Annotated in this window: 20 protein-coding genes; 2 read left to right on the top strand and 18 right to left on the bottom strand. The window is 39.8% G+C overall.

Translation table 11 applies throughout. The features are described 5' to 3' along the window. The 9 genes from G6Q48_RS08745 to fkpA all read right to left on the bottom strand — a co-directional run. Positions 1–100, bottom strand: a 100-nt coding sequence (locus tag G6Q48_RS08745; protein WP_234369306.1) for a GTP-binding protein, incomplete at its 3' end; no start/stop codon positions are given. Between the two features lie 77 nt (positions 101–177). Beyond that, the gene (fusA, locus tag G6Q48_RS08750; protein WP_102138914.1) at positions 178–2,304 is read right to left on the bottom strand and encodes an elongation factor G; all 2,127 of its coding nucleotides are present in this window, start codon (positions 2,302–2,304) and stop codon (positions 178–180) included. An 89-nt stretch (positions 2,305–2,393) separates the two neighbouring features. Then, positions 2,394–2,864 (bottom strand): 30S ribosomal protein S7, encoded by a 471-nt coding sequence (gene rpsG / locus G6Q48_RS08755; protein WP_004262486.1) that lies wholly within the window; start codon positions 2,862–2,864, stop codon positions 2,394–2,396. 97 nt (positions 2,865–2,961) lie between these two features. Beyond that, a complete protein-coding gene (gene rpsL / locus G6Q48_RS08760; RefSeq protein WP_004265905.1) occupies positions 2,962–3,336 on the bottom strand; it encodes a 30S ribosomal protein S12 in 375 nt (124 codons plus the stop codon). Between the two features lie 136 nt (positions 3,337–3,472). Continuing rightward, positions 3,473–3,760, bottom strand: a complete 288-nt coding sequence (tusB, locus tag G6Q48_RS08765; RefSeq protein ID WP_166265862.1) for a sulfurtransferase complex subunit TusB — start codon at positions 3,758–3,760, stop codon at positions 3,473–3,475. 57 nt (positions 3,761–3,817) lie between these two features. Next, positions 3,818–4,147, bottom strand: a complete 330-nt coding sequence (gene tusC, locus G6Q48_RS08770; RefSeq protein WP_241098780.1) for a sulfurtransferase complex subunit TusC — start codon at positions 4,145–4,147, stop codon at positions 3,818–3,820. Between the two features lie 54 nt (positions 4,148–4,201). Beyond that, positions 4,202–4,606, bottom strand: a complete 405-nt coding sequence (tusD, locus tag G6Q48_RS08775; RefSeq protein ID WP_166265865.1) for a sulfurtransferase complex subunit TusD — start codon at positions 4,604–4,606, stop codon at positions 4,202–4,204. Continuing rightward, positions 4,603–5,307 carry a helix-turn-helix transcriptional regulator gene (locus tag G6Q48_RS08780; protein ID WP_102138910.1) on the bottom strand — a complete coding sequence of 235 codons (705 nt, stop codon included), beginning with the start codon at positions 5,305–5,307 and terminating at the stop codon, positions 4,603–4,605. The genes tusD and G6Q48_RS08780 overlap by 4 nt, the downstream gene beginning before the upstream one ends. Positions 5,308–5,604: 297 nt before the next feature. Further along, positions 5,605–6,348 carry an FKBP-type peptidyl-prolyl cis-trans isomerase gene (gene fkpA, locus G6Q48_RS08785; protein ID WP_166265868.1) on the bottom strand — a complete coding sequence of 248 codons (744 nt, stop codon included), beginning with the start codon at positions 6,346–6,348 and terminating at the stop codon, positions 5,605–5,607. Between the two features lie 244 nt (positions 6,349–6,592). Here fkpA and G6Q48_RS08790 point away from each other — a divergent pair, with 244 nt between their 5' ends. Then, on the top strand, positions 6,593–6,814 hold the full coding sequence (locus G6Q48_RS08790; RefSeq protein ID WP_004262507.1) for a SlyX family protein: 222 nt from the start codon (positions 6,593–6,595) through the stop codon (positions 6,812–6,814). 80 nt (positions 6,815–6,894) lie between these two features. Here G6Q48_RS08790 and slyD read toward each other — a convergent pair whose 3' ends face one another. The 4 genes from slyD to kefG form a co-directional block, all read right to left on the bottom strand. After that, positions 6,895–7,500: a peptidylprolyl isomerase gene (slyD, locus tag G6Q48_RS08795; RefSeq protein WP_004262508.1), complete on the bottom strand. Its 606-nt coding sequence runs from the start codon at positions 7,498–7,500 to the stop codon at positions 6,895–6,897. Positions 7,501–7,586: 86 nt separating this feature from the next. Continuing rightward, complete coding sequence (locus G6Q48_RS08800; protein WP_102138906.1) at positions 7,587–7,790, bottom strand: YheV family putative zinc ribbon protein; 204 nt, start codon at positions 7,788–7,790, stop codon at positions 7,587–7,589. A gap of 9 nt (positions 7,791–7,799) precedes the next feature. Then, the gene (gene kefB, locus G6Q48_RS08805; RefSeq protein ID WP_166265871.1) at positions 7,800–9,608 is read right to left on the bottom strand and encodes a glutathione-regulated potassium-efflux system protein KefB; all 1,809 of its coding nucleotides are present in this window, start codon (positions 9,606–9,608) and stop codon (positions 7,800–7,802) included. Beyond that, a complete protein-coding gene (gene kefG / locus G6Q48_RS08810; RefSeq protein ID WP_102138904.1) occupies positions 9,608–10,162 on the bottom strand; it encodes a glutathione-regulated potassium-efflux system ancillary protein KefG in 555 nt (184 codons plus the stop codon). Before kefG ends, kefB begins: the two co-directional genes overlap by 1 nt. A 222-nt stretch (positions 10,163–10,384) precedes the next feature. On the opposite strand from kefG, the gene G6Q48_RS08815 reads away from it, so the two are divergent. Further along, positions 10,385–12,310, top strand: a complete 1,926-nt coding sequence (locus tag G6Q48_RS08815) for an ABC transporter ATP-binding protein (RefSeq protein WP_166265874.1) — start codon at positions 10,385–10,387, stop codon at positions 12,308–12,310. A gap of 160 nt (positions 12,311–12,470) precedes the next feature. Here the strand turns inward: G6Q48_RS08815 and G6Q48_RS08820 are convergent, their stop codons facing one another. From G6Q48_RS08820 to G6Q48_RS08840, 5 genes are all read right to left on the bottom strand, one after another. Beyond that, a complete protein-coding gene (locus tag G6Q48_RS08820) occupies positions 12,471–13,712 on the bottom strand; it encodes an HlyD family efflux transporter periplasmic adaptor subunit (protein WP_166265877.1) in 1,242 nt (413 codons plus the stop codon). Further along, entirely contained in the window at positions 13,699–15,936 is a 2,238-nt protein-coding gene (locus G6Q48_RS08825; protein ID WP_166266206.1) for a type I secretion system permease/ATPase, read from the bottom strand. Before G6Q48_RS08825 ends, G6Q48_RS08820 begins: the two co-directional genes overlap by 14 nt. A 14-nt stretch (positions 15,937–15,950) precedes the next feature. Next, a complete protein-coding gene (locus G6Q48_RS08830; protein WP_166265880.1) occupies positions 15,951–17,195 on the bottom strand; it encodes a TolC family protein in 1,245 nt (414 codons plus the stop codon). 177 nt (positions 17,196–17,372) lie between these two features. Continuing rightward, positions 17,373–20,294 carry an Ig-like domain-containing protein gene (locus tag G6Q48_RS08835; RefSeq protein ID WP_166265883.1) on the bottom strand — a complete coding sequence of 974 codons (2,922 nt, stop codon included), beginning with the start codon at positions 20,292–20,294 and terminating at the stop codon, positions 17,373–17,375. Between the two features lie 63 nt (positions 20,295–20,357). Beyond that, complete coding sequence (locus G6Q48_RS08840; protein WP_166265886.1) at positions 20,358–20,867, bottom strand: cell envelope biogenesis protein OmpA; 510 nt, start codon at positions 20,865–20,867, stop codon at positions 20,358–20,360. Positions 20,868–21,655: the final 788 nt, after the last annotated feature.

Genomic DNA, 21,655 nt, shown 5'->3' on the forward strand with positions numbered 1-21,655 from the left:
TAGTGATAGCTGCTGTCAGAGTAGTTTTACCGTGGTCAACGTGGCCGATAGTACCAACGTTAACGTGCGGTTTTGAACGTTCAAATTTTTCTTTAGACACGACTCTATTCCTTATGGAGTTCCCTCTTCACGATAAAGAAGGAACTTAAATTAAAGTAGTTAACCGATAAAAATCGATTATTTAGCGTTACGAGCTTCGATTACAGCTTGTGCAACGTTGTTTGGTGCTTCATTGTACTTCAGGAACTCCATAGAGTATGAAGCACGACCTTGTGTCTGAGAACGCAGGTCAGTAGCATAACCGAACATTTCTGACAATGGTACTTGTGCACGAACGACTTTACCAGTAGGCAGGTCATCCATACCTTCAATCATACCACGACGACGGTTCAGGTCACCAATAACATCACCCATGTAGTCTTCTGGTGTTTCCACTTCAACTTTCATGATTGGCTCAAGCAGAACTGGTTTAGCTTTTTTGAAGCCATCTTTAAACGCGATTGAAGCCGCAAGTTTAAACGCCAATTCAGAGGAGTCAACATCATGGTAAGAACCGAAATGTAAACGAACACCCATGTTAACAACCGGGTAACCAGCTAATGGACCAGATTTCAGCTGTTCTTGGATACCTTTGTCAACTGCAGGGATGTATTCAGTTGGAATCACACCACCTTTGATGTCGTTGGCAAATTCGTAATCCATTTGAACGCCGTCTTTATCGTTTTTGTTCAGTGGGAACATATCGATAACGACATGACCGTACTGACCACGACCACCAGACTGTTTCGCGTGTTTACCTTCGATATCAGTCACTTTCATAGTGATTGCTTCACGGTAAGCAACTTGAGGTTTACCAACGTTCGCTTCAACTTTAAATTCACGACGCATACGGTCAACCAGAACGTCCAAGTGCAATTCACCCATACCAGCGATGATAGTCTGATTAGTCTCTTCATCACTTGATACGCGGAATGATGGGTCTTCTTGAGCCAAGCGGCCTAATGCGATACCCATTTTTTCTTGGTCAGCTTTAGTTTTTGGTTCAATTGCAACAGAGATTACTGGCTCTGGGAATTCCATACGCTCCAGGATGATTGGTGCATCAACAGCACATAAAGTATCACCTGTAGTTACGTCTTTCAGACCGATTGCAGCCGCGATGTCACCAGCGCGAACTTCTTTGATCTCTTCACGTTTGTTAGCGTGCATCTGTACGATACGGCCAAAACGTTCTTTTTTCGATTTCACTGCGTTCAGAACTGTGTCACCTGAGTTAACAACACCAGAGTAAACACGGAAGAACGTTAAGTTACCAACGAATGGGTCAGTTGCAATTTTAAATGCTAATGATGAGAATGGCTCATCATCACTTGCGTGACGCTCTGCAGGTGTGTCTTTACCGTCATCCAGAATACCATTGATTGCAGGTACATCTGTTGGCGCAGGTAAGTAATCAACCACCGCATCCAGCATCGCCTGAACACCTTTGTTCTTAAATGCAGAACCACAGGTAACCAGGATAATTTCGCTTGCAAGAACACGTTGACGTAATGCAGCTTTAATTTCTGCTTCAGTCAGTTCTTCACCGCCCAGATATTTTTCCATCAGTTCTTCTGATGCTTCTGCTGCGGTTTCGATCAGGTTGTTGTGCCACTCTTCAGCTGCTTCTTGCATGCTCGCAGGGATATCTTCGTATTCGAAGGTAACGCCCTGGTCTTCATCGCTCCACTTAATTGCTTTCATTTTCAGCAAGTCAACAACACCTGTGAACGCTTCTTCTGCGCCGACTGGTAATTGCAGTGGAACTGCGTTAGCTGCTAAACGTGATTTTAATTGCTCAACAACACGTAAGAAGTTCGCACCCATACGGTCCATTTTGTTAACGAACGCGATACGTGGAACTTTATATTTGTTAGCCTGACGCCATACAGTTTCAGACTGTGGCTGAACACCACCAACTGCACAGTAAACCATTACTGCGCCATCAAGAACACGCATAGAACGTTCTACTTCGATTGTGAAGTCAACGTGTCCCGGGGTGTCGATGATGTTGATACGGTGTGGCTCATACTGTTTTGCCATACCAGACCAGAATGCAGTAGTCGCTGCAGATGTGATAGTAATACCACGCTCTTGCTCCTGCTCCATCCAGTCCATTGTTGCAGAACCTTCGTGAGTTTCACCAATTTTATGGTTTACACCAGTATAGAACAGAATACGTTCAGAAGTTGTGGTTTTACCGGCGTCGATGTGTGCACTGATACCGATATTACGATAACGTGCTATGGGCGTTTGACGGGCCATTTTTTCCTCTCTCGTGGGCGTTCAATGCTTCATATAAAGGGTAGCAAATGGCTACCCTGAGATACATCACTAATGTAGGTAAGAAATAATTACCAACGGTAGTGTGCGAACGCCTTGTTAGCTTCTGCCATACGGTGAACGTCTTCACGTTTCTTAACAGCGGAACCTTTATTCTCAGCAGCGTCTGATAATTCATTTGCCAGGCGAAGTGCCATAGATTTATCACCGCGTTTACGAGCAGCATCAACGATCCAACGCATTGCCAGGGCATTACGACGAACCGGGCGAACTTCAACTGGAACTTGGTAAGTTGAACCACCAACACGGCGGGATTTAACTTCCACAGTCGGACGCACGTTATCCAGTGCTAATTCGAATGCATCAAGTTCAGTTTTACCAGAACGCTGAGCAAGGGTCTCAAGTGCGTTATATACGATTGCTTCAGCAGTAGATTTTTTCCCGTCTACCATCAGGATATTTACAAATTTGGCCAGTAATTCTGATCCGAACTTAGGATCTGGAAGAATTTTACGTTGACCTATTACGCGACGACGTGGCATGGATATGACTCCGTTGTTAATTCAGGTTTGTCCAAAACTCTACGAGAGTATTTTGACATTAAGATTAAAATGTTTGGCCTTACTTAACGGAAATCCATTAAGCCTTAGGTTTCTTCGCGCCGTATTTAGAACGAGCTTGCTTACGGTCTTTAACACCAGAACAGTCCAGTGCACCGCGAACGGTGTGATAACGCACACCTGGTAAGTCTTTAACACGACCACCACGGATAAGGATAACGGAGTGCTCCTGCAAGTTGTGGCCTTCACCACCGATGTAGGAAGAAACTTCGAAACCGTTAGTTAAACGAACACGGCATACTTTACGTAATGCTGAGTTTGGTTTCTTAGGAGTGGTAGTATATACACGAGTACATACGCCACGTTTTTGCGGGCAAGCTTCCAGTGCTGGAACGTTGCTTTTAACAACTTTCGAGCTACGAGATTTGCGTACCAGCTGATTAATAGTTGCCATTATTAAAAAAGCTCCTGGTTTTATTGCTTCGTAAACACGGATTTTGACCTCGTTCGCCAACATGACGATACACGAGGACGCGAAATTTTATTGCTGACTGGCTCAGGTGTCAAGAAATATACAACTTTTAATGCCTTTATATGGCAAAATGTTGTTTTTGGACTTCTGTTAGCTTCACAAAACCTTGATATGTGATCACAGAAACTGTGGTTGAGAGGGTATTTTGCAACCCGCGAGCGTTGATGTCGACATCCAAAGCGTACAGCTGCGCACCTGTTTTTTGTAATGCAGCAAGAAAAGGCGACTGTCCGACTGCCGCAACCACGCCATCCTGCATCAGTAAAACTACGTCTTCAGCCGTAATAAAACCTAGCATCGCAGAAAAATCACATTTAAATGGAGATGTTGCTAATGTATACAGCATAGAAAAGATCCTACTATAGATCAAAACCTAACCCAAGCTCAAAATTCGCACAATAGATTAAAAATTAAGCACCACATCACATTCCGCTATTTTAGCTCTGATCTCTTTCTTGTTGAGAATTGTTGGAGTCACAACCCATTCACCATTCTCCCCCAACCCTCTTTCTTGTAGCGAAGCACCGCAGAGATAAATTTTTTCAATGTCATATAATGGCAATATTTTAAATGTAACGATGTAATCTCGGGCAAGCACTTCAGCAGGGTGTTGGTTTGCTAGAAGCTGGTAGACACCATCAGAGAGAAAAAACACCTGAATGTCTTCTGTCAGCGCTGAAGTTGCTAATAATGCATCTAGCCCTTCTCGGCCACTGGCATTTCCATGGGGCATGGTTGTAAAGACAAAAGCTATTTTTTTCACACGATACCTTGTATTGAGCTGTTCTTAGAATTGAATCGTTCGGTCTGTGGTTATCATCGCTTCAGCAAGGCTCCCTAACCCGCTCATGATAAAGCCCTCAGCAAGGTTAGCCGTTGGAAGAGATAAACTTTGCGCTTGTTCTTGGTCAACCACTCCTCGACGCAGCGCAGCGGAAACACAGATATGCATTTCACACCCAGATTGTTTTGCGAGTTCCTGCCAAGCTGGAACTAAATTAAATTCATCTGTTGCCGGTGATGTGAGCAGGTTCGCATTGAAAACACCATCACGATAAAAAAAGAGTGTTTTCAATATATGCCCTTCTTTAAGAAGGGCTTTGGCAAATTGATACGCACTTGCTGCTTGTTGTGTACCGTAAGCAGGGCCTGTCACAACTAAGCAGTAAGTTAACGAATTTATATTACTCATTCACCACTCTTGAATTGACGAATGTATAAGTAAACGGTGTGTTTAGAAATATTCAGGCGGTCTGCAACTTGGTTAATGGCATCTTTAATATCGAAAATACCTTTTTCGTATAAATTAAGGACCACTTGCTTGTTTTTCGCATTATTCGAAACATTACGGTCAGCGCCAACTTCTTCGATCGTATATTCCAATGTTTGCGCGACAAGATCATCAACTGAAGAGGCAAAATTCACATCTGAAGTGACTTCTTGTTTGGTTTCTGGAACAAACGATTGAATAATTTCAGAGAACGGCACATCTAGGTTCATATTAATGCATAGTAAGCCAATCACACGTTGCTTGCGGTTACGAATTGCAATAGTCACGGATTTCATTAAATCACCGCTTTTTGCTTTCGTAAAATAAGCCTTCGATACATTCGATTCTTCGTCTGCCATATCATGCAGCATTCTCAACGCAAGGTCTGTTATCGGTGAGCCGATTTTACGCCCAGTATGTTGGCCATTTGCGATTCTAACCGCAGAGCAGTTTAGGTCTTCTAAAGAGTGAAGAACAATTTCACAATGCCCACCGATTAGCATTGCCAGACCATCCACCGCGGCTTCATATGATTTTAAAATTTCATGGTCTGTCTCAGAAAAGGGTTGGTTATCCAATATGTTAATATCGCTGAGGTCGTGTGATTGTATAGAATCAGACATTTCAACATCATCCTTCTAATGTAAAAACTCATCCTGTTGACTAAAAAGGCGTTCATTATTCGACTATTTGGCCTTCATTACTTTGTTTGTAGCCAACAATTGTGATGATAAAAAATAAAATAGAGTCTTCTGAAGTTAAAACTCCAAGACGTTGCCGTCAAGCGAATGAATGCAAGACAGTCTGTTTTATCACAAGTTTTAAACAATTTGAGAATTTTTTTGATGAGAAAGACAAAAAAGCCCAAGGCATGAATGCATTGGGCTCAAAAATACACTTAGCTAATGCTTAGTGAGTGCTTATTTCGCGGCAGATTTGATATCTAATAATTCAACATCAAAGACTAACGTTGAATTTGCAGGGATACCCGGCACGCCATTTTCACCATAAGCTAATTCAGCTGGGATCACTAACTGCATTTTCCCGCCTTTTTTCAGGTTAACTAAACCTTCAGTCCAGCCTTTAATGACTGAGTTTAATGGAATAGTCAGTGGCTCGTTACGTGAATATGAGCTGTCGAATTCAGTACCGTCAATCAGTGAACCTTTATAGTGAACTACGACAGTTTCATCTGCTTTAGGTTTCGCACCTGTACCGTCTTTTTCAATTTTGTACAGTAAGCCAGATTTGGTTTTAACTACGCCTTTTTCTTTAGCGTATTTCTCGCGATACTCAGCACCTTTTTTCTCATTCGCTGCTGATTCGTCTTTCATTTTTTTGTCAGCTGCTTCTTTGACTTGGCCTTCAAATTGACGCAGGGTTTCTTCAACTTCTGCATCGGTCATTTTGCTTTTGCCGTTAAATGCATCTTGAACACCTGCCAGTAATTGAGCTTTGTCCAAATTAATACCGATTGTTTTCTGTTCTTCTAAAGAATTCTGCATGTAGCGACCTAAAGATGCACCCAATGCATACGCATTACGCTCTTCTGCGTTTTTGAATGCGCTGCTTTGTGCTTTGGCTTCCGCTGCCATCACTTGCGGAGCAGCAAAAGTAAATGCTAGCGTAGTTGCTAAAAGGCTTGCCTTAAACAGTGATTTCATCCTAGTCTCCGATAACTTTTATTCGATTATATTCGAATAGCGAACTATTCGTTTTGTGGATAGGGCTCTTTAAGTTTAGACCCGTTATCCCATTGAGTATTAAAAAATATAAGAACTACTGAGACCACATTAACAAAAAGTCGTTTCATCGCCTATATCTTTAACTAAAACTTATCTGTTGATTTGTAATGTTCGGTTATTATGATGGTTTAATTACGATATAAACGCTTAAGGAGAGTCGAATATGGACTCATCTGATACATTTGAACAACGTTTGGAACTTTTAGAAAGTAAAGTTGCCTTTCAAGAACTGGCTATTGAGCAACTTAATCAGGTTATTACTGACCAGCAAATGCAAATGAGCCGCCTTCAAGAACACTTGCGCATTGTGGCTGAAAGACTGAAATCATCCCAAGATTCTCACTTAGCAAGACCTGAAGAAGAAACGCCGCCACCGCATTATTAATTTAGAATGCAAAACCATTGATTTTAAATGTAAAAAAGGAAGCTTTCGCTTCCTTTTTTTACAAACACTAATACTGCGTATTAGTGGCAGCCGCAACCGCCTTGTTTGTGACCATGTCCGTGGCCTTCACCGCCACCGCAGCAGCCGCCTTCTGAACCGTGGCTATGACCGCCACCACCACAGCAACCACCTTCGTGGTCGTGGTCATGGTCGTGACCGCCTGCACCATGGACGTGGCCATGTGCAATTTCTTCTTCTGTTGCTTCACGGATAGCCATGATTTCAACATTAAATTTCAGGTTTTGGCCTGCTAACATGTGGTTACCGTCAACGATAACTTCATCACCTTCGATACCTGTGATTTCAACAGGAACAGGGCCCATGTCAGTGTCAGCTAAGAAACGCATGCCCACTTCTAGCTCATCAACGCCCATAAATACATCTTTAGGAACACGTTGAACTAAGTTGTCATCGTATTGACCATATGCGTCATCTGAAGCTACTTCAACATCGAAGTTTTCGCCTACAGAACGGCCTTCTAATGCTTTTTCTAAACCTGAAATTAAAGACCCACGACCATGCAAATAGTCCATTGGTGCGCTTGCTGGTGATTCATCAACTAAAACACCGTCTTCTGTTCTTACTTGATAAGCCAAGCTGACCACCAAGTCTTTTGCTACTTTCATGACATCTCCTACTACCCGTAAGGGAAAAATTTTTGCCAATTGTACCGAAAAACTATGATGATGTATTGAGAATTGACAAATTTCTATTATTCAGGTGTAAAAATTCCAATAACCTGCTCTTTTTGTCTAACATGCCCCGTTGCTTCATCCCCCGCTTGGCGCTGTTGGTCACCGCAATTGACACACTCCACAACATCAATTTTATCTTCACGCCACATCATTAAAGTGTCTTGTGACTTGCATTTAGGGCAAGTCGCCCCTGCAATAAAGCGTTTACGTGTTGAAGACATTTCTAACCCTTATTGTTCATTATTCCAGCTATGAGGCTGGCGATGCTCTCGTTGCATTTCTTTTTCAAAGAGCTCATTAAGTTCACGGCGCGCCTCTTTAATGCGTGAAATTTGCCCGCTATCACTATTTTCATTTTCAGGGTAGATATCCCTGAGCATTTTCATGTCTAAACGGCGGAAATGCTGTTTGGCACGATAGGCTTTATGAGGATGCATTCCTGTGCTAACAAGAGCTTTACTACCTAATTCAAGCGCACTTGAGAATGTTTCACGGCTGAAATCAGTGACCCCACATTGTAATAGCTCATGTGCCTCAAGACGACCTTTAGCGCGTGCAATAATATGCAAGTTAGGGAAATTTTCTTGGCAAATTTGCACAATTTCCATCACTTCTTCTGGTACATCACTGGTGATCACAATTGACTTCGCTTTATCTGCTCCTGCGGAACGCAATAACTGCAGTTCACGCGCATCACCATAATATACGGTATAGCCGTAGCGGCGCATGGTACCAATTGCTGTAACATCTTGTTCTAGCACGGTGATTTTAACCTTGTTAGCCATCAATAAGCGGCCAACCACCTGCCCCATGCGGCCAAAACCGACCAAAATAACATGCGGGTCATTGTCTTCCACAAACGGTTTTTCACTCGAGACTGGTTGTTGATTATAACGGTAGTTCAAATAGGCATCTATCAGCTGCATCACAAGTGGCGTAGTCATCATGGAAAGTGTGACAACCACCAGCAGTAAGTCCATTTGCCATTCATTAATCACACTTGCCCCAAAGGCAGTTCCATAGATCACAAAAGCAAATTCACCACCTTGGCTAAGTACCCCGGAAAATTGCGCTCTTGCACCATTTCGAAGCCTAGCCGCTAAACTCAGGCCGTAAAGTACCAATGCTTTGACTCCGACTAATACTGCAACGGCAATCAATACTTGTGGTAAATAGGCCCATAGCACATCTAAATTTAATGACATACCTACTGAAATAAAAAATAGCCCCAGTAATAACCCTTTAAATGGCTCGATATTAATTTCCAGTTCATGGCGAAACTCTGTTTCCGCTAACATGACCCCTGCCATAAAGGTGCCCAGTGCCATAGAAAACCCAAGGCTTTCCATAATAAGTGCGGAGCCTAATACCACCAGCAATGCTGCAGCCGTAAAAATTTCATGAACGCCAGATTTAGCGGCAAGCCTGAACATCGGCCGCAATAAATAGCGGCCAACTACCCATAAGCCTGCGAATGCTACTATTTTCAAGCCAATTTTTTGCCAATCACTGGTTGCGGAGTCCCCGGCTAACAATGGGATCAGCGCCATAATAGGAATAACGGCCATATCTTGAAATAACAAAACAGAGAAACCAAGTTGCCCGCTTTCTTTATTGGACATCCCTTTTTCGTTCATCAACTGAAGTGCCATTGCCGTTGAAGACATCGCCATTCCTAATCCACCGACAATGGCGGCTTGCCAAGAGAATTTGGCTAAAAATAACAATGACGCCATGATAGCAGCGGTCACAACCACTTGAAGCGTACCAACACCAAAAATCGAGCGCCTAAGTTCCCATAATTTAGAAGGTTTGAGCTCTAAACCAATGAGAAACATCAGGAACACCACCCCCATTTCGGAGAAGTGTAAAATATCATCAACATTACGAATAAAGCCGAAAACAAATGGCCCAATCATGATCCCTGCAAGCAAATACCCAAGCACAGCACCTAAGCGGATTTTCTGTGCGATAGGCACCATTATTACCCCTGCACAGAGGAAAATAATAACGGACTCAAATAGCCCCAGTTCTGACATTAGGATAACCCTCCCGCGCCTAGTGGTTGTTGCATCCATTGGCGGTAGTCATCAATAAGCTGTTCAAAGCGTTCTTTCGGCTGCCGACGTGCTGCATAAATAATGGTTGGTTCTAGCCACTGCATATCACACATTAATGCGGTCAATTCAAATGGGCGAAGTATTTCCGTGAGTGGGTAATGGTTATACCCATCATGTTGGTAAGCGTGAATGGGCTCTCCGGTGGTGATCACCGAGCGCCAGTATTTGCCTTTTAATTTTTGATACCCCACGTCGGTAGCAAAACGGCGAGTTAACACGCGGTCAAACCACTCTTTCAACAATGCAGGGCAACTATAAGTATAAAGGGGATGCTGAAAAACAATGATATCGTGCTGGCACAATAATTTTTGTTCCGCGGTAACATCAATAAAATAATCTGGATAAATTGCGTATAAATCGTGCACAGTTACATGGTCAAAATCATGTATAGCACCCAGTAACGCCTTATTAGCCATAGATTCGTCGGGGTCTGGGTGAGCATAGACCACTAGCACTTTCGGTGTATTTGACATCTTTCCCTCCTCAAAGGCGTGTCAGACGGAACATTTTCCGTTACCATGCAGCCTGCTATACTCGTCATACTTCACGTTGCTGTGTTGTTGACTACGCGCATTCGCACTAGTCACCTGCTTAAGTAGGCTCCTAGCGACTCATTTGCTTGTCGCCTAACAGTACCGTGAATTATTTAGAGTATATACGTTGATAATTTAACATATTTTTAATAGACGGTTGCTATGATTGTTTTCTCTTCACTCCAAATTCGCCGAGGTGTTCGTGTCCTGCTGGACAATGCCACTGCGACTATTAACCCCGGCCAAAAAGTTGGTTTAGTGGGTAAAAACGGCTGCGGTAAATCGACGCTTCTTGCGTTATTAAAAGGCGAATTACAAGCTGAAGCAGGTTCTGCAACCTTTCCAAGCAATTGGTCCATGGCATGGGTGAACCAAGAAACCCCTGCGCTTGATGTGCCCGCTCTTGAGTATGTGATTGATGGTGATCGCGAGTTCCGAGCCTTAGAACAAAAACTTCAGCAAGCCAATGAAAAAAATGATGGCCATGCCATTGCTGTCGTACATGGGCAACTTGATGCCATTGATGCATGGACTATCCGTTCTCGCGCATCCAGTTTGCTACATGGTTTAGGTTTCAGCCAAGCACAGCTAGATTCCCCAGTAAAATCATTTTCCGGTGGATGGCGAATGCGTTTGAACTTGGCGCAGGCTTTGTTATGCCGCTCAGATTTGTTGCTGCTCGATGAGCCGACCAACCACCTTGATTTAGATGCAGTAATTTGGTTAGAAAAATGGTTGAAAAGCTACCAAGGCACCCTGATTTTGATTTCCCATGATAGGGATTTCCTCGACCCGATTATTGATAAAGTCCTGCATATCGAACAAGAAACGATGTTTGAATACACGGGTAACTACTCGTCATTTGAACGCCAACGCGCAACAAAGCTCGCTCAACAGCAAGCGTTATATGAAAGCCAACAAGCTAAAGCGGCGCATTTACAAAGTTATATTGACCGCTTTAGAGTGCAAGCCACCAAAGCCAAACAAGCACAAAGCCGTATTAAGATGCTTGAAAGAATGGAAATGGTCGCTCCGGCTCATGTGGATAACCCATTTCATTTTTCATTCCGTAAACCAGAAAGCTTACCGAATCCATTATTAAAAATGGAAAAAGTCAGCGCTGGCTATGGTGAAAAAGTCATTTTGCAATCCATCAAACTGAACTTAGTACCGGGTTCACGCATTGGCCTACTGGGGCGCAATGGCGCGGGTAAATCAACTTTAATCAAAATGTTAGCGGGTGATTTACCACCATTGCAGGGAGAAATCGCCCTCGCAAAAGGGATTAAACTCGGTTATTTCGCCCAGCACCAATTAGAGTATTTACACCCTGAAGAGTCACCTTTGCAGCATCTTGCCCGCCTTGCACCAGAGCAAACTGAGCAGCAGTTACGTGACTATTTAGGTGGTTTTGGCTTCAAAGGCGACCAAGTGACTGACCCAAGCGGCCGTTTCTCTGGCGGTGAAAAGGCCCGTTTAGTACTCGCTTTAATCGTCTGGCAGCGCCCAAATTTACTGCTACTCGATGAGCCAACTAACCACCTGGACTTAGATATGCGCCAAGCACTTACCGAAGCCTTAATGGCCTTCGAAGGGGCTTTAGTTGTCGTTTCCCATGATAGGCATTTACTGCGTACCACCACCGATGAACTGTATTTAGTCCATGGCGGTTCTGTCGAGCAATTTGATGGTGATTTAGAAGATTACCAACAATGGCTAGCTGAGCAAAATAAGCTCGAATTACAGCAAGTTCGTGATCAACAAGAGAAAGACAAGCCAGCAGCCGCGGCAACGGTTACAGCACAAGATAGAAAAGATCAAAAACGTCGTGAAGCTGAATTTCGTCAGTTAACTCAGCCTATCCGTAAAAAAATTACGGAATTGGAAAAGCAGATGGATAAACACTCCAACGCGCTGAGTGAGCTAGAAGCAAAACTTTCTGATGCAGCCATTTATGAACAAGATAAGAAAGCTGAATTGACGGAATGTTTGAAAAAACAAACTGAACATAAAGCCGCGCTTGAAGATGTCGAAATGGAGTGGATGGATTTGCAGGAACAGTTAGAAACCATGACCAGTGAGTCATGAAGCATTACCCTGATATTTAGTTTGAGTAAGATGAGAGCTTAATAATGCTCTCATCTTGTCTTGTTGCGTATTCCGCTGAGTCATATATAACACAACACACGGAAATATAACTAAAATACTATTATTTTGTTATAAAAATAATATCGTTGACGTATGGAATTTATCTTTCGGTTAATGCCTGCTTCATCCGTGTGATCGGCTTAATAAGGTAATCAAAAACACTTTTCTCACCCGTTTTAATATCAACGGAAGCAATCATTCCAGGAATGATATCCATTTTATTGTTATTTTTATCGAGTAAGTAATTCGTTTCTGTTTCAACAATAATACGATAAAACGTTTCTTCTTGATTTAATTTTAAATCATTACGCTGATTGTTATTACTTAAAGTGTCAGGGCTGATCAATTTTACAGTCCCTTTTAACCCACCATAAATAGCATAGTCATAAGCGGTTATTTTTACTACTGCAGGCATCTCTGGTCTTAAAAAAGCAACATCTTGTGGCCGAATATAAGCCTCAACCATTAATTTGTCATCTAATGGAATAATTTCTAAGATATCTTGCCCGGTATTAACAACGCCACCCACTGTCGTGATTTTAATATTTTTCACGATACCACGTACAGGTGCGTGAATCTCTGAACGTATAACATGATCTTCACGCATGCCCATATTTTCTTTGGCTTGAGCAAGCTCAGAACCAACACGAATTAATTCCTCATTCGCCTCTGCAATATAATTATTTTCACGCTCATTAATTTGTGTTGCTAGCTCAACAGACTGTCTTTCCATGCGTAACACTTCCACATGTGATACCAAGCCTTCTTTAGCTAAAGGTCGAGTGATTGCAATTTCTCTATCTAATAAGTTTTTACTTTGTCTTAAACCCGCAATAGCTTCGTCTCTTTGCCTTTTTTTTGCATTAAATGCATTCATTTCACGTTCCACTAACTTTTGGTCATTGACTGCCGAAAAGTCAGGTTCTTCATTACGTGATTCACTATATAATCGGATATATATTGCTTCTAAATTTTGTACCTTCGCTTGGCTTTCCCGCAAGACTGCCATACTTCTTGCATCATCTAACTTGAGAAGAATTTGCCCTTTTTCAACGATATCACCTTCTTTAACAAACATTTCTTCAATATTACCGGGATCGATACTTTGAATGACTTGTTCACGACTACTAGGAATAATCGTTCCCTGGCCTCGAATTATCTCTTCTAAATCACTGAAATAAGCCCAAATAATAAAAACAGTCAATAACAGTGCTAAGAATAGGATCGGAAGAAACAGTAATGTATGGCGCTCTTTTTTCATCACTGACTGTAAATCATGTGAAAAATCATGAGATTGATAACTGTTTTTGCTCCTCTCGGAAGATTGCTTATGCTTGTTCATGTTCAACCTTCCCTTCATGTTGTTTTATAGCGTGTCTAACCTGTGAAACAATACGAACTTGTGGCACAGCTGGGCGCTGAACTCTCGGTTTATCTGTGTTCACTGCTTTTTCTATATCATCTTTCTTTTCTAATGTTTTAAGCACCGAATCTTTAGGGCCATCTAGTACAATTCGGCCATTATCAACAACAATAATACGATCGACTAAACTCAAAATAGGTAATTTATGTGTCACAACAATAAGTGTTTTATTTTTTGTCCATTCACCAATAGCCGCTAATACGTCTTTTTCCGTTTCAACATCAATTCCTGTAGTTGGCTCATCTAATAAAACAACTTGTGGATTATGCAATGTCAGTTGTACTAAAGAGACAATTTGCTTTTGGCCTCCAGAAAGACCTAAGCCATCTTCACCTAGTGGCATATCTAAGCCAGCCGGATGTTGGCGAATAATTTTATCTAAATGAAAACGCTGCAACGCATGAATTAAGTCGTCATCAGAGGAATAACCGTCAAGGCGGGCAAGGTCTAGATTTTCACGCAATGAACCAAAAAATAACCGTGGTTTCTGTGTTAACATCGCCAATTTACTTCTTAAGTAAATAGGGTCTATTTGGCGAATATCTATATCATCTAAAAATATATTGCCTTCTTGCTGCTCATATAGCCCAGTTAATAATTTTAAAAGGGTGCTTTTTCCACCGCCGATTTTGCCTAAAATGGCCACTTTTTCTCCAGCAGCAATATTTAAATTAATATCTTCCAAGGCTGGTTGGCTATCTTTATTATAACGATAGCTGACATTAGATAACGTCAACGCACCTCTAACGGAGGTTGGTGAAATATATTTTTTATGATCTTCGCGCTCAATTGGACGTTCAAAAATATTTTTAACACCATTTAACGCTGTCCGAGCAGATTGAAAACGCGTTGCTAAGCCTGCAATTTGTCCTAAAGGTGCTAATGCTCGCCCAGACAGTATTACACTAGCAATCAATCCCCCCATAGTAATGCGTGAGTCTACATCACTAGCATGGATCAAATAGGTACCAACAAAAACTAATGCAACAGTATTGATTTGTTGCATTCCCGCACTGAAATTCAACATAAAGTTGGTTAAATTACGGACCTTTATGGATGCGAATGCCGTTTTCTCTGTTAATATTTCCCACCGCTGTTGAGCCCAATTGACTGCATTATTCAACTTTAACGTTTCAATACCTTCGATAGCTTCAACGGCTAAACCCTGTCTCTGAGAGGTTTCTTTCATTGATGCATTAATGCCCTCAGCTAAAGGTTTTTGAATCAAAATACCAGCGATAATAACGATAGGAATAATAGTCAATGGAACTAATGCGAGATAACCGCCAATCATACTGATCACGCCAATGAACAACAGAATGAAAGGTAGGTCAACAAGCGCTATCAAGCTAGCACTCGTCATAAATTCTCGGATGGATTCAAAATCACGTAAATTATTTGCATAAGAGCCAGATGAAGATGGTTTTTTATCTAAGCGAATCCCCATTACTCGGTGAAATAACATAGCGCTTATTATGATATCAGCTTTTTTCCCAGCAATATCAAGAAGGTAACCCCTCAGTATTTTTGCTAAAAATTCAAAGCATATTGCTAGCAGAACACCTATCGATAATACCCATAATGTTTCATACGCTTGATTTGGGATCACTCTATCATAGACATTCATGACATATAGGAAGCTAATTAACGCCAAAACATTAATTACGAATGAAGCTACGATAACTTGATAATAATACTTTTTAAACTGCCAAATTATTTTCCAAAAATGATTTTTTTCGTATTTTTCAATTTCAGAACGGCTCTCAGATTTTATATTTCGTTTTATAAACCAACTATACCCTGAATAATTTTTTGATAGCATTTCAATGCTAATTGACTGACAAATTCCTTCTTTCGTTAAGATTTCAAAATAACGTTCATTATTGTTTTCTTCTATTTTATTAATAACAATAGACTCATTATTTTCAAGTAATATAATAAAAGGAACAGCAATAGTCGGGATAGTTTTTAAATCAATCTCAATCAACTGGTTATCGAATTGATGTGAATTTAACACGTTAACAAGAGAGGAGTAATCTATTGATTTATCACCCTTTCTTTTTGTTTGAGATAGTAATACCTCTGGCAGGATCGCATACCCTAACCGCGCAGTAACTAGGGATATATTATTAATAATATTCATGTTATTTTTAGCACTTATTGATTCATCCATGCAGACATTTTTGCCTGCACACTAAGATAACTAAGTGTCGCGTCTCTAAAATCATTTTTCAAAGTGACTGCACTTGTCTGTATATTTGCTAACTCATTATAAGCATCTAATAAATCAATCAATGAACGACGGTTAATCGTAAATTGTTTTTCATAATTGCTGACAACTTTTTTTTGTTCCAAAATATAATTTTTAGCTATAGCTTCTTGTTCTTCACTTTTCATCATATTTATAGCTGCGGATTGGCTCATTTCTTCAATTTCACGAAATGTTATTTTAATTCGCTCATTGGATGCTAATAATGCATACTCTTTTTGTGCTTCACTATAATAACTAGCTTGGTCAAAGATATTCCAAGAAACACGTAAAAAAACCTCTTTATTATCAGGAGTTGCATTTATTTCTAAGTTTAGTGCAGGTTTTCTCATTGCACTTGCGACTTTAACATCTGCATCAAGGCTTTTTGCATCGGCAACCTGTGCTTTATAACTTGGGTTATTTTCCAGATTACTCTCTTGAAAGTTCCGTAAAATCTCAGTGCTATCAGTATTTCGAAACGGGTCAAGAAATTGATCTGCTAATAATTTTCTTTGCGTTAATATCGATAGCTGACTTAACGCTAAATTTAAATTCCGCTCTACTTCAGCTCGGTTCATCTCAACTTTCAAAGTACGTGCTTTAACTTGCGTTAATTCACTTGAACGACCAGGGTCATACTGAATTATCGTATTTAATTTCTCTAATATATGTTGATGACGAGCTAAGTTTTCATCAATGACAACAAGTGTTTCTTTATTTCTTAAAATAAGTAAATAAAGCTGACTAATTCGAACGCTTATATCTTCTTGTGAAAGAACATATTGATTCTCATAGTATTCTTGTTTGAATTTTTCTCTATCAACACCAGCCTCTATTCCTCCCCAAGCATAAACATTCATTGTTGTTTTCACTCCTGGATGAAACCCTGATTCCATAGAATTACTTTCATATTTATGATGTTGAGCAACTGGCTGTGTCCCCATCACACTTACCACTGGATAGTGCCCGGAGTTTGCCATTTTCACATTACTTTGTGCGGCTTGGTAATTCGCATAAGCTTCTTGAACTTCAGGCGTATTATATAAAGAATCTTTAAGTAAATTTCTCAGTTCAATAACATCAGCTACTGTATTCACAGAGAATACACTCAATAAGAATATAGCCAGAATATTAAAAGCTCTTAATTTCATATTTTAAATATATGTCTATAAAGAAGGATGTAAATACATTTCAACCTATTAATATTAGGAATATTAATAAAATAAAGAGGCAGGGTTAACCAGCCTTATTACTCATTAACATTTCCATTCATATAAATATATTAAAATGTTGGGGGCATTATTTTTAATACCCCCATAATTATAATTTTAGATTATTGCAGCTTGGTTTTCTTGTAACGCATCTAACGATGAATTCATGAAACCACTCAAATTGGTTGATGCAATACTCCCATCAACATCCATTTCATGCAGCTCCATAGTATTTTCTTGTGAAAATAGCTTCAGTAATGAAAGGTCACTCGTTATTGGTGATACACTAGTAGACTCTTTAAGATCACTTATATTCACAGTAATTGAAGGTTGATAACTCGTACCGTCATTATCTGTTAGAGTTAAAGTAAACTCTTCTTTATCAACACCAACTGGGCGTGTTGTACTTGGTCGATAAGAGAAATCACCGAAGTTTTTCTCTCCTAAAGAAATTGAAAAGAGCCCACCTGCATTGGTTTTAATCGCAATTTCACCGTTACCGAAATCAGCCCAATTACTTTTATCATTTCCATCAAATGACACTGATTTATTTAATGGATCATATTTGTAAGTTATACCATCGACTTCAACACTAATTGATTTCATTCCATCTGCACCAAAGGTTAAAGATGAAGTTGCATCTTTACCTTTAGAAAAACTACTTTCAATGACATTTTCATTTGGCACATATTTACTCAAAATATTGCCTAAAGAGCTCATGTCTTTCAACACAATCACGTCACTCTGGTCATTATCAGTGCCATGTTTACCATCGAAAGCAACGGGTTTCAGATAATCTGAACCAGTTTTTCCATTATTGACAGTCACCATGTCTTGACCAATTCCGATTGCAACAGAACGAATTCCATTATCTACCAAAAATTCAGTCCACTTATCTTCACCAATATCGGTATCAGCACTTCCTGGAACATAATCTTGAGGTGACTGCTCACTTATTCCTGGATCATAAACATTATTCCCCATATTAGGTGTTCCATCACTAATAAAGAAGAAGGTATTATCAACAGATTGCTCCGTCACAGGACCTGTACCACTTGCAGGAAGATTATTATAACTATCTACGATTTGCTGTAATGCCGCGTCATAGTTAGTATTAACCCCAATATTTAAGCTATGTGATATCTTACCTTGATTACCTTTTAGACTATTGATCAAATCTTTAGCTTCATCCAAAGTAAACCAATGTGAAGTACCATGCGTTGTTTGTAATGATGGATTGATAACCGATGCTTCATCCGCAAAACCATTCAAACTTACACGAACATCACCTGAATCAGCACTATTTAAGCGCTCTTCATAGCTATTTAATAAACTCTCGATTGAATCTAGCGCGGCATCATAGCGTGTTTTTATCGCTGTTCTCGAACTTTCATCTGAAATTCCGCTATCCCTTTTCCCCATGCTGCTAGATAAGTCTAATGAAATAATTACATTCGCATAGAATGTATTATTAGTTGGGGCTTGCACCACGACTTCAACATTATCAGAGAATGGCTTATCATCATGAATAATAATTTCAGTATCAACAATATCTATGCCATTACTTAATCCAAAATCAATTTTGAGTGAATCTGTACCTGCAGGATGATCAACAAGGCCTTTCAAATCAATATGATAATCAACACTAGTTTGGCCATTTTCATTCTTGATATCTGTGACGGTAACAGAAATAACGTCTTTGCCTTCTGAGGTTTTGCCTACAAAGCCATCACTTGTTACTTCCCATATAACAGGTTTACCGCCTGATGTCAGAGTCGTTGTAGGCTCTGTGATTTTGAGATCCTGCTCTGTAGTCGGCTTATCATTAGGGTTTGCTAATATTATTGTCCCTGTTGTCACGGCTAAAGCACTATCCGCAGTACCATCTGTTCTGAGCCCTTTTTCATAAACATCCACAACTGATGGTAATGATGGTGTAATTTCAATCGTTACTTCAGCTATGTTGGACACGTTGCCGTTTTTGTCTTTGACGGTGTAAGTGATGGTATCGGTGCCCACTTCACCACGATTTGGGGTGTAAACCAGTTTGCCATCGGCATCGAATGTTGCCGTGCCTTTAGTGCCGTTAGTCACGATCACCGCAGTGCTTGGGTCGATATCGCCGTCTAAATCGGTGTCGTTGTGCAGCACATCGATTGTCACTGGCACACCGTCTTTGGTGACTCTGCTATCGTCGTTTGCTATTGGCGCGGCATCGATAGTGACGGTGACGGTCGCGGTATTGGACACATTGCCGTTTTTATCGGTCACTTGGTAGGTGATGGTGTCGGTGCCCACTTCCCCACGATTTGGGGTGTAAACCAATTTGCCATCGGCGTCGAATGTTGCCGTGCCTTTATTACCGTTGGTCACGATCACCGCGGTGCTTGGGTCAATGTCACCATCTAAATCGGTGTCATTGTGCAGCACATCGATTGTTACTGGCGCACCCTCTTTGGTCACACCACGGTCATCTTTTGCTTCGGGGGCATGCTCTACTGGTTTAGAGCTACTACTTCCGCCACCTGAACTTGAAGCAATAACACCAGCAATAGGAATAAGTGCAGCTAACCACCATGGGTTAAATGCCCACACTGGTGCTAATGCATCACCGCCAATGGCTTGCCCTGTCGCTTGACCATCCGCTAATTGACTAATTGCATCACTTTTTTCGGCACTTTCTGGAATGTATGGGAAATACTGGCCATTTTCATGTTGACCAATAATTAGATTAGAACTTCCCTCGTGATAGCCAATTTCACCATTATCTGCAAAATAATTTTCGATAATAATATCTGGTTGCTCGATATCACTACCTTCAAAAGCAATAAATAAATTTTTATCAACTCGTTTGACTGCGATATTTTCTGGTGCAAAATTAGTTTCTTCATCAATTAAGAGATAATTAACATTTTTTTTTGCATTAATATGTAATGGCTGATTTTGTTGGCCTATACCCTGTTGCCCGGCAATAATAGAATGTTGCTCAATTGTTTTTTCGCTATTATTAATCTTAATTGATATTTTTTTTATAGACATAGTTATCCATTGCCTCATTGAAGACAATTATTCATTGTTTTAAATTTATTGGATTATTTTCAGTTATTGACAATCTTTGAGCATGTCAACACGCGATAAGGTATGAGACTGAACACTTATATTTCCTTTAATATCATTCAGTTCCTTCTCATCCATCGCTCTTAGTTTAGTTTTCCCATCAACTTCAACAATCAAAAATAGATGCTTTTTTCCAGCGTCTAATTGGAAAAAATCGGAAGAATTTAATTTAGTATTATAGCGTTCTTTTACGTCTGTCTTATGAGCTGTTAAATTGTTTCTTCCAGCACACAGCTCAATGCCCTTAACGGAATTACTTTCTAGCGAAGTTAAATATTCATTATTCACAAATATATTAATTGTTTTCCCTTTGACTTGATTGTCTAGGCGATAAAATAAAACCAATGCTTTATTATCATTGACCACATTATATTCTTTAAGAGTGTTCTTATTGTTCCATGACTCTTTATTATAACCATGCAGTCCATTATTCTTCATGCAGCCAGAGAGTGCAATTACACACAGTATTATTGCAACCCCATATACTTTTCTCATAACAACCCTTTTTGATACAGTCAATTTTTATTTAAAACGGAAGCTATTCCCTTATTTAAATAAGGAAATTAATATTGAATTGGTGACATCTAGAAATTGGATTTAATTAGAACCCAATAGCAAAAATATATGATTTGTACTCTATTGTTCTAACCTTATAATTTCCCCTCGCAAGGTAAAATATTTAGTTACATGTTGAAACTTTTGGCATTATATAGTTTGCAATTGATATACGTCAAATAAATAACCAATAGCTATATCAATCGAATGAATAGATATCAATATTGGCCGTTATTTTTTCGATTGACTTTAACTTGCTGTTTTATAACACAAAAAAATTGTTTAAAGTTTAAAATATTTTTTTATAACTCTTAAGGAGTAAAGAGCAAAAGATTAAAAAACAATTAAAATAAATATATTAATTTGAAAATATCACCTTTGTAAGTGTTTTAAATATTTTCAATCCTCTCTTCAATATGTTGCCAATTTGTTTTTTATTTGTTTAATTTGCGTATAATTTAGCCATGAGTAAGCAGAAAAACAGATATTTTCATAGCGTAATATTCCTATTATATATAGGGTTATTAAAGCATGATGTGAATATTCACATATAAAAATTAAATACGTTCTTTATCGAAACAATTATAAATTAGGAAATCTAGACTTTATTCAGGAATTATTATTCTCTTTTTTAGCATGATTATTCCTAGTTGAACGTTATCAAAGTATTCTTATTTAGATGAATAGAACTATCACATAATACCCATATAAATAATTGGGTTAATACC

The organism is Providencia sp. M-27 (assembly GCF_011077905.1).
Taxonomy (GTDB): Bacteria; Pseudomonadota; Gammaproteobacteria; order Enterobacterales; family Enterobacteriaceae; genus Providencia; species Providencia huaxiensis.

Bases quoted from the DNA above. Each gene is read 5' to 3' on its own strand.
- fusA (WP_102138914.1), bottom strand. From the start codon at position 2,304: ATGGCCCGTCAAACGCCCATAGCACGTTATCGTAATATCGGTATCAGT.
- rpsG (WP_004262486.1), bottom strand. From the start codon at position 2,864: ATGCCACGTCGTCGCGTAATAGGTCAACGTAAAATTCTTCCAGATCCT.
- rpsL (WP_004265905.1), bottom strand. From the start codon at position 3,336: ATGGCAACTATTAATCAGCTGGTACGCAAATCTCGTAGCTCGAAAGTT.
- tusB (WP_166265862.1), bottom strand. From the start codon at position 3,760: ATGCTGTATACATTAGCAACATCTCCATTTAAATGTGATTTTTCTGCG.
- tusC (WP_241098780.1), bottom strand. From the start codon at position 4,147: ATGCCCCATGGAAATGCCAGTGGCCGAGAAGGGCTAGATGCATTATTA.
- tusD (WP_166265865.1), bottom strand. From the start codon at position 4,606: ATGAGTAATATAAATTCGTTAACTTACTGCTTAGTTGTGACAGGCCCT.
- G6Q48_RS08780 (WP_102138910.1), bottom strand. From the start codon at position 5,307: ATGTCTGATTCTATACAATCACACGACCTCAGCGATATTAACATATTG.
- fkpA (WP_166265868.1), bottom strand. From the start codon at position 6,348: ATGAAATCACTGTTTAAGGCAAGCCTTTTAGCAACTACGCTAGCATTT.
- G6Q48_RS08790 (WP_004262507.1), top strand. From the start codon at position 6,593: ATGGACTCATCTGATACATTTGAACAACGTTTGGAACTTTTAGAAAGT.
- slyD (WP_004262508.1), bottom strand. From the start codon at position 7,500: ATGAAAGTAGCAAAAGACTTGGTGGTCAGCTTGGCTTATCAAGTAAGA.
- G6Q48_RS08800 (WP_102138906.1), bottom strand. From the start codon at position 7,790: ATGTCTTCAACACGTAAACGCTTTATTGCAGGGGCGACTTGCCCTAAA.
- kefB (WP_166265871.1), bottom strand. From the start codon at position 9,608: ATGTCAGAACTGGGGCTATTTGAGTCCGTTATTATTTTCCTCTGTGCA.
- kefG (WP_102138904.1), bottom strand. From the start codon at position 10,162: ATGTCAAATACACCGAAAGTGCTAGTGGTCTATGCTCACCCAGACCCC.
- G6Q48_RS08815 (WP_166265874.1), top strand. From the start codon at position 10,385: ATGATTGTTTTCTCTTCACTCCAAATTCGCCGAGGTGTTCGTGTCCTG.
- G6Q48_RS08820 (WP_166265877.1), bottom strand. From the start codon at position 13,712: ATGAACAAGCATAAGCAATCTTCCGAGAGGAGCAAAAACAGTTATCAA.
- G6Q48_RS08825 (WP_166266206.1), bottom strand. From the start codon at position 15,936: ATGAATATTATTAATAATATATCCCTAGTTACTGCGCGGTTAGGGTAT.
- G6Q48_RS08830 (WP_166265880.1), bottom strand. From the start codon at position 17,195: ATGAAATTAAGAGCTTTTAATATTCTGGCTATATTCTTATTGAGTGTA.
- G6Q48_RS08835 (WP_166265883.1), bottom strand. From the start codon at position 20,294: ATGTCTATAAAAAAAATATCAATTAAGATTAATAATAGCGAAAAAACA.
- G6Q48_RS08840 (WP_166265886.1), bottom strand. From the start codon at position 20,867: ATGAGAAAAGTATATGGGGTTGCAATAATACTGTGTGTAATTGCACTC.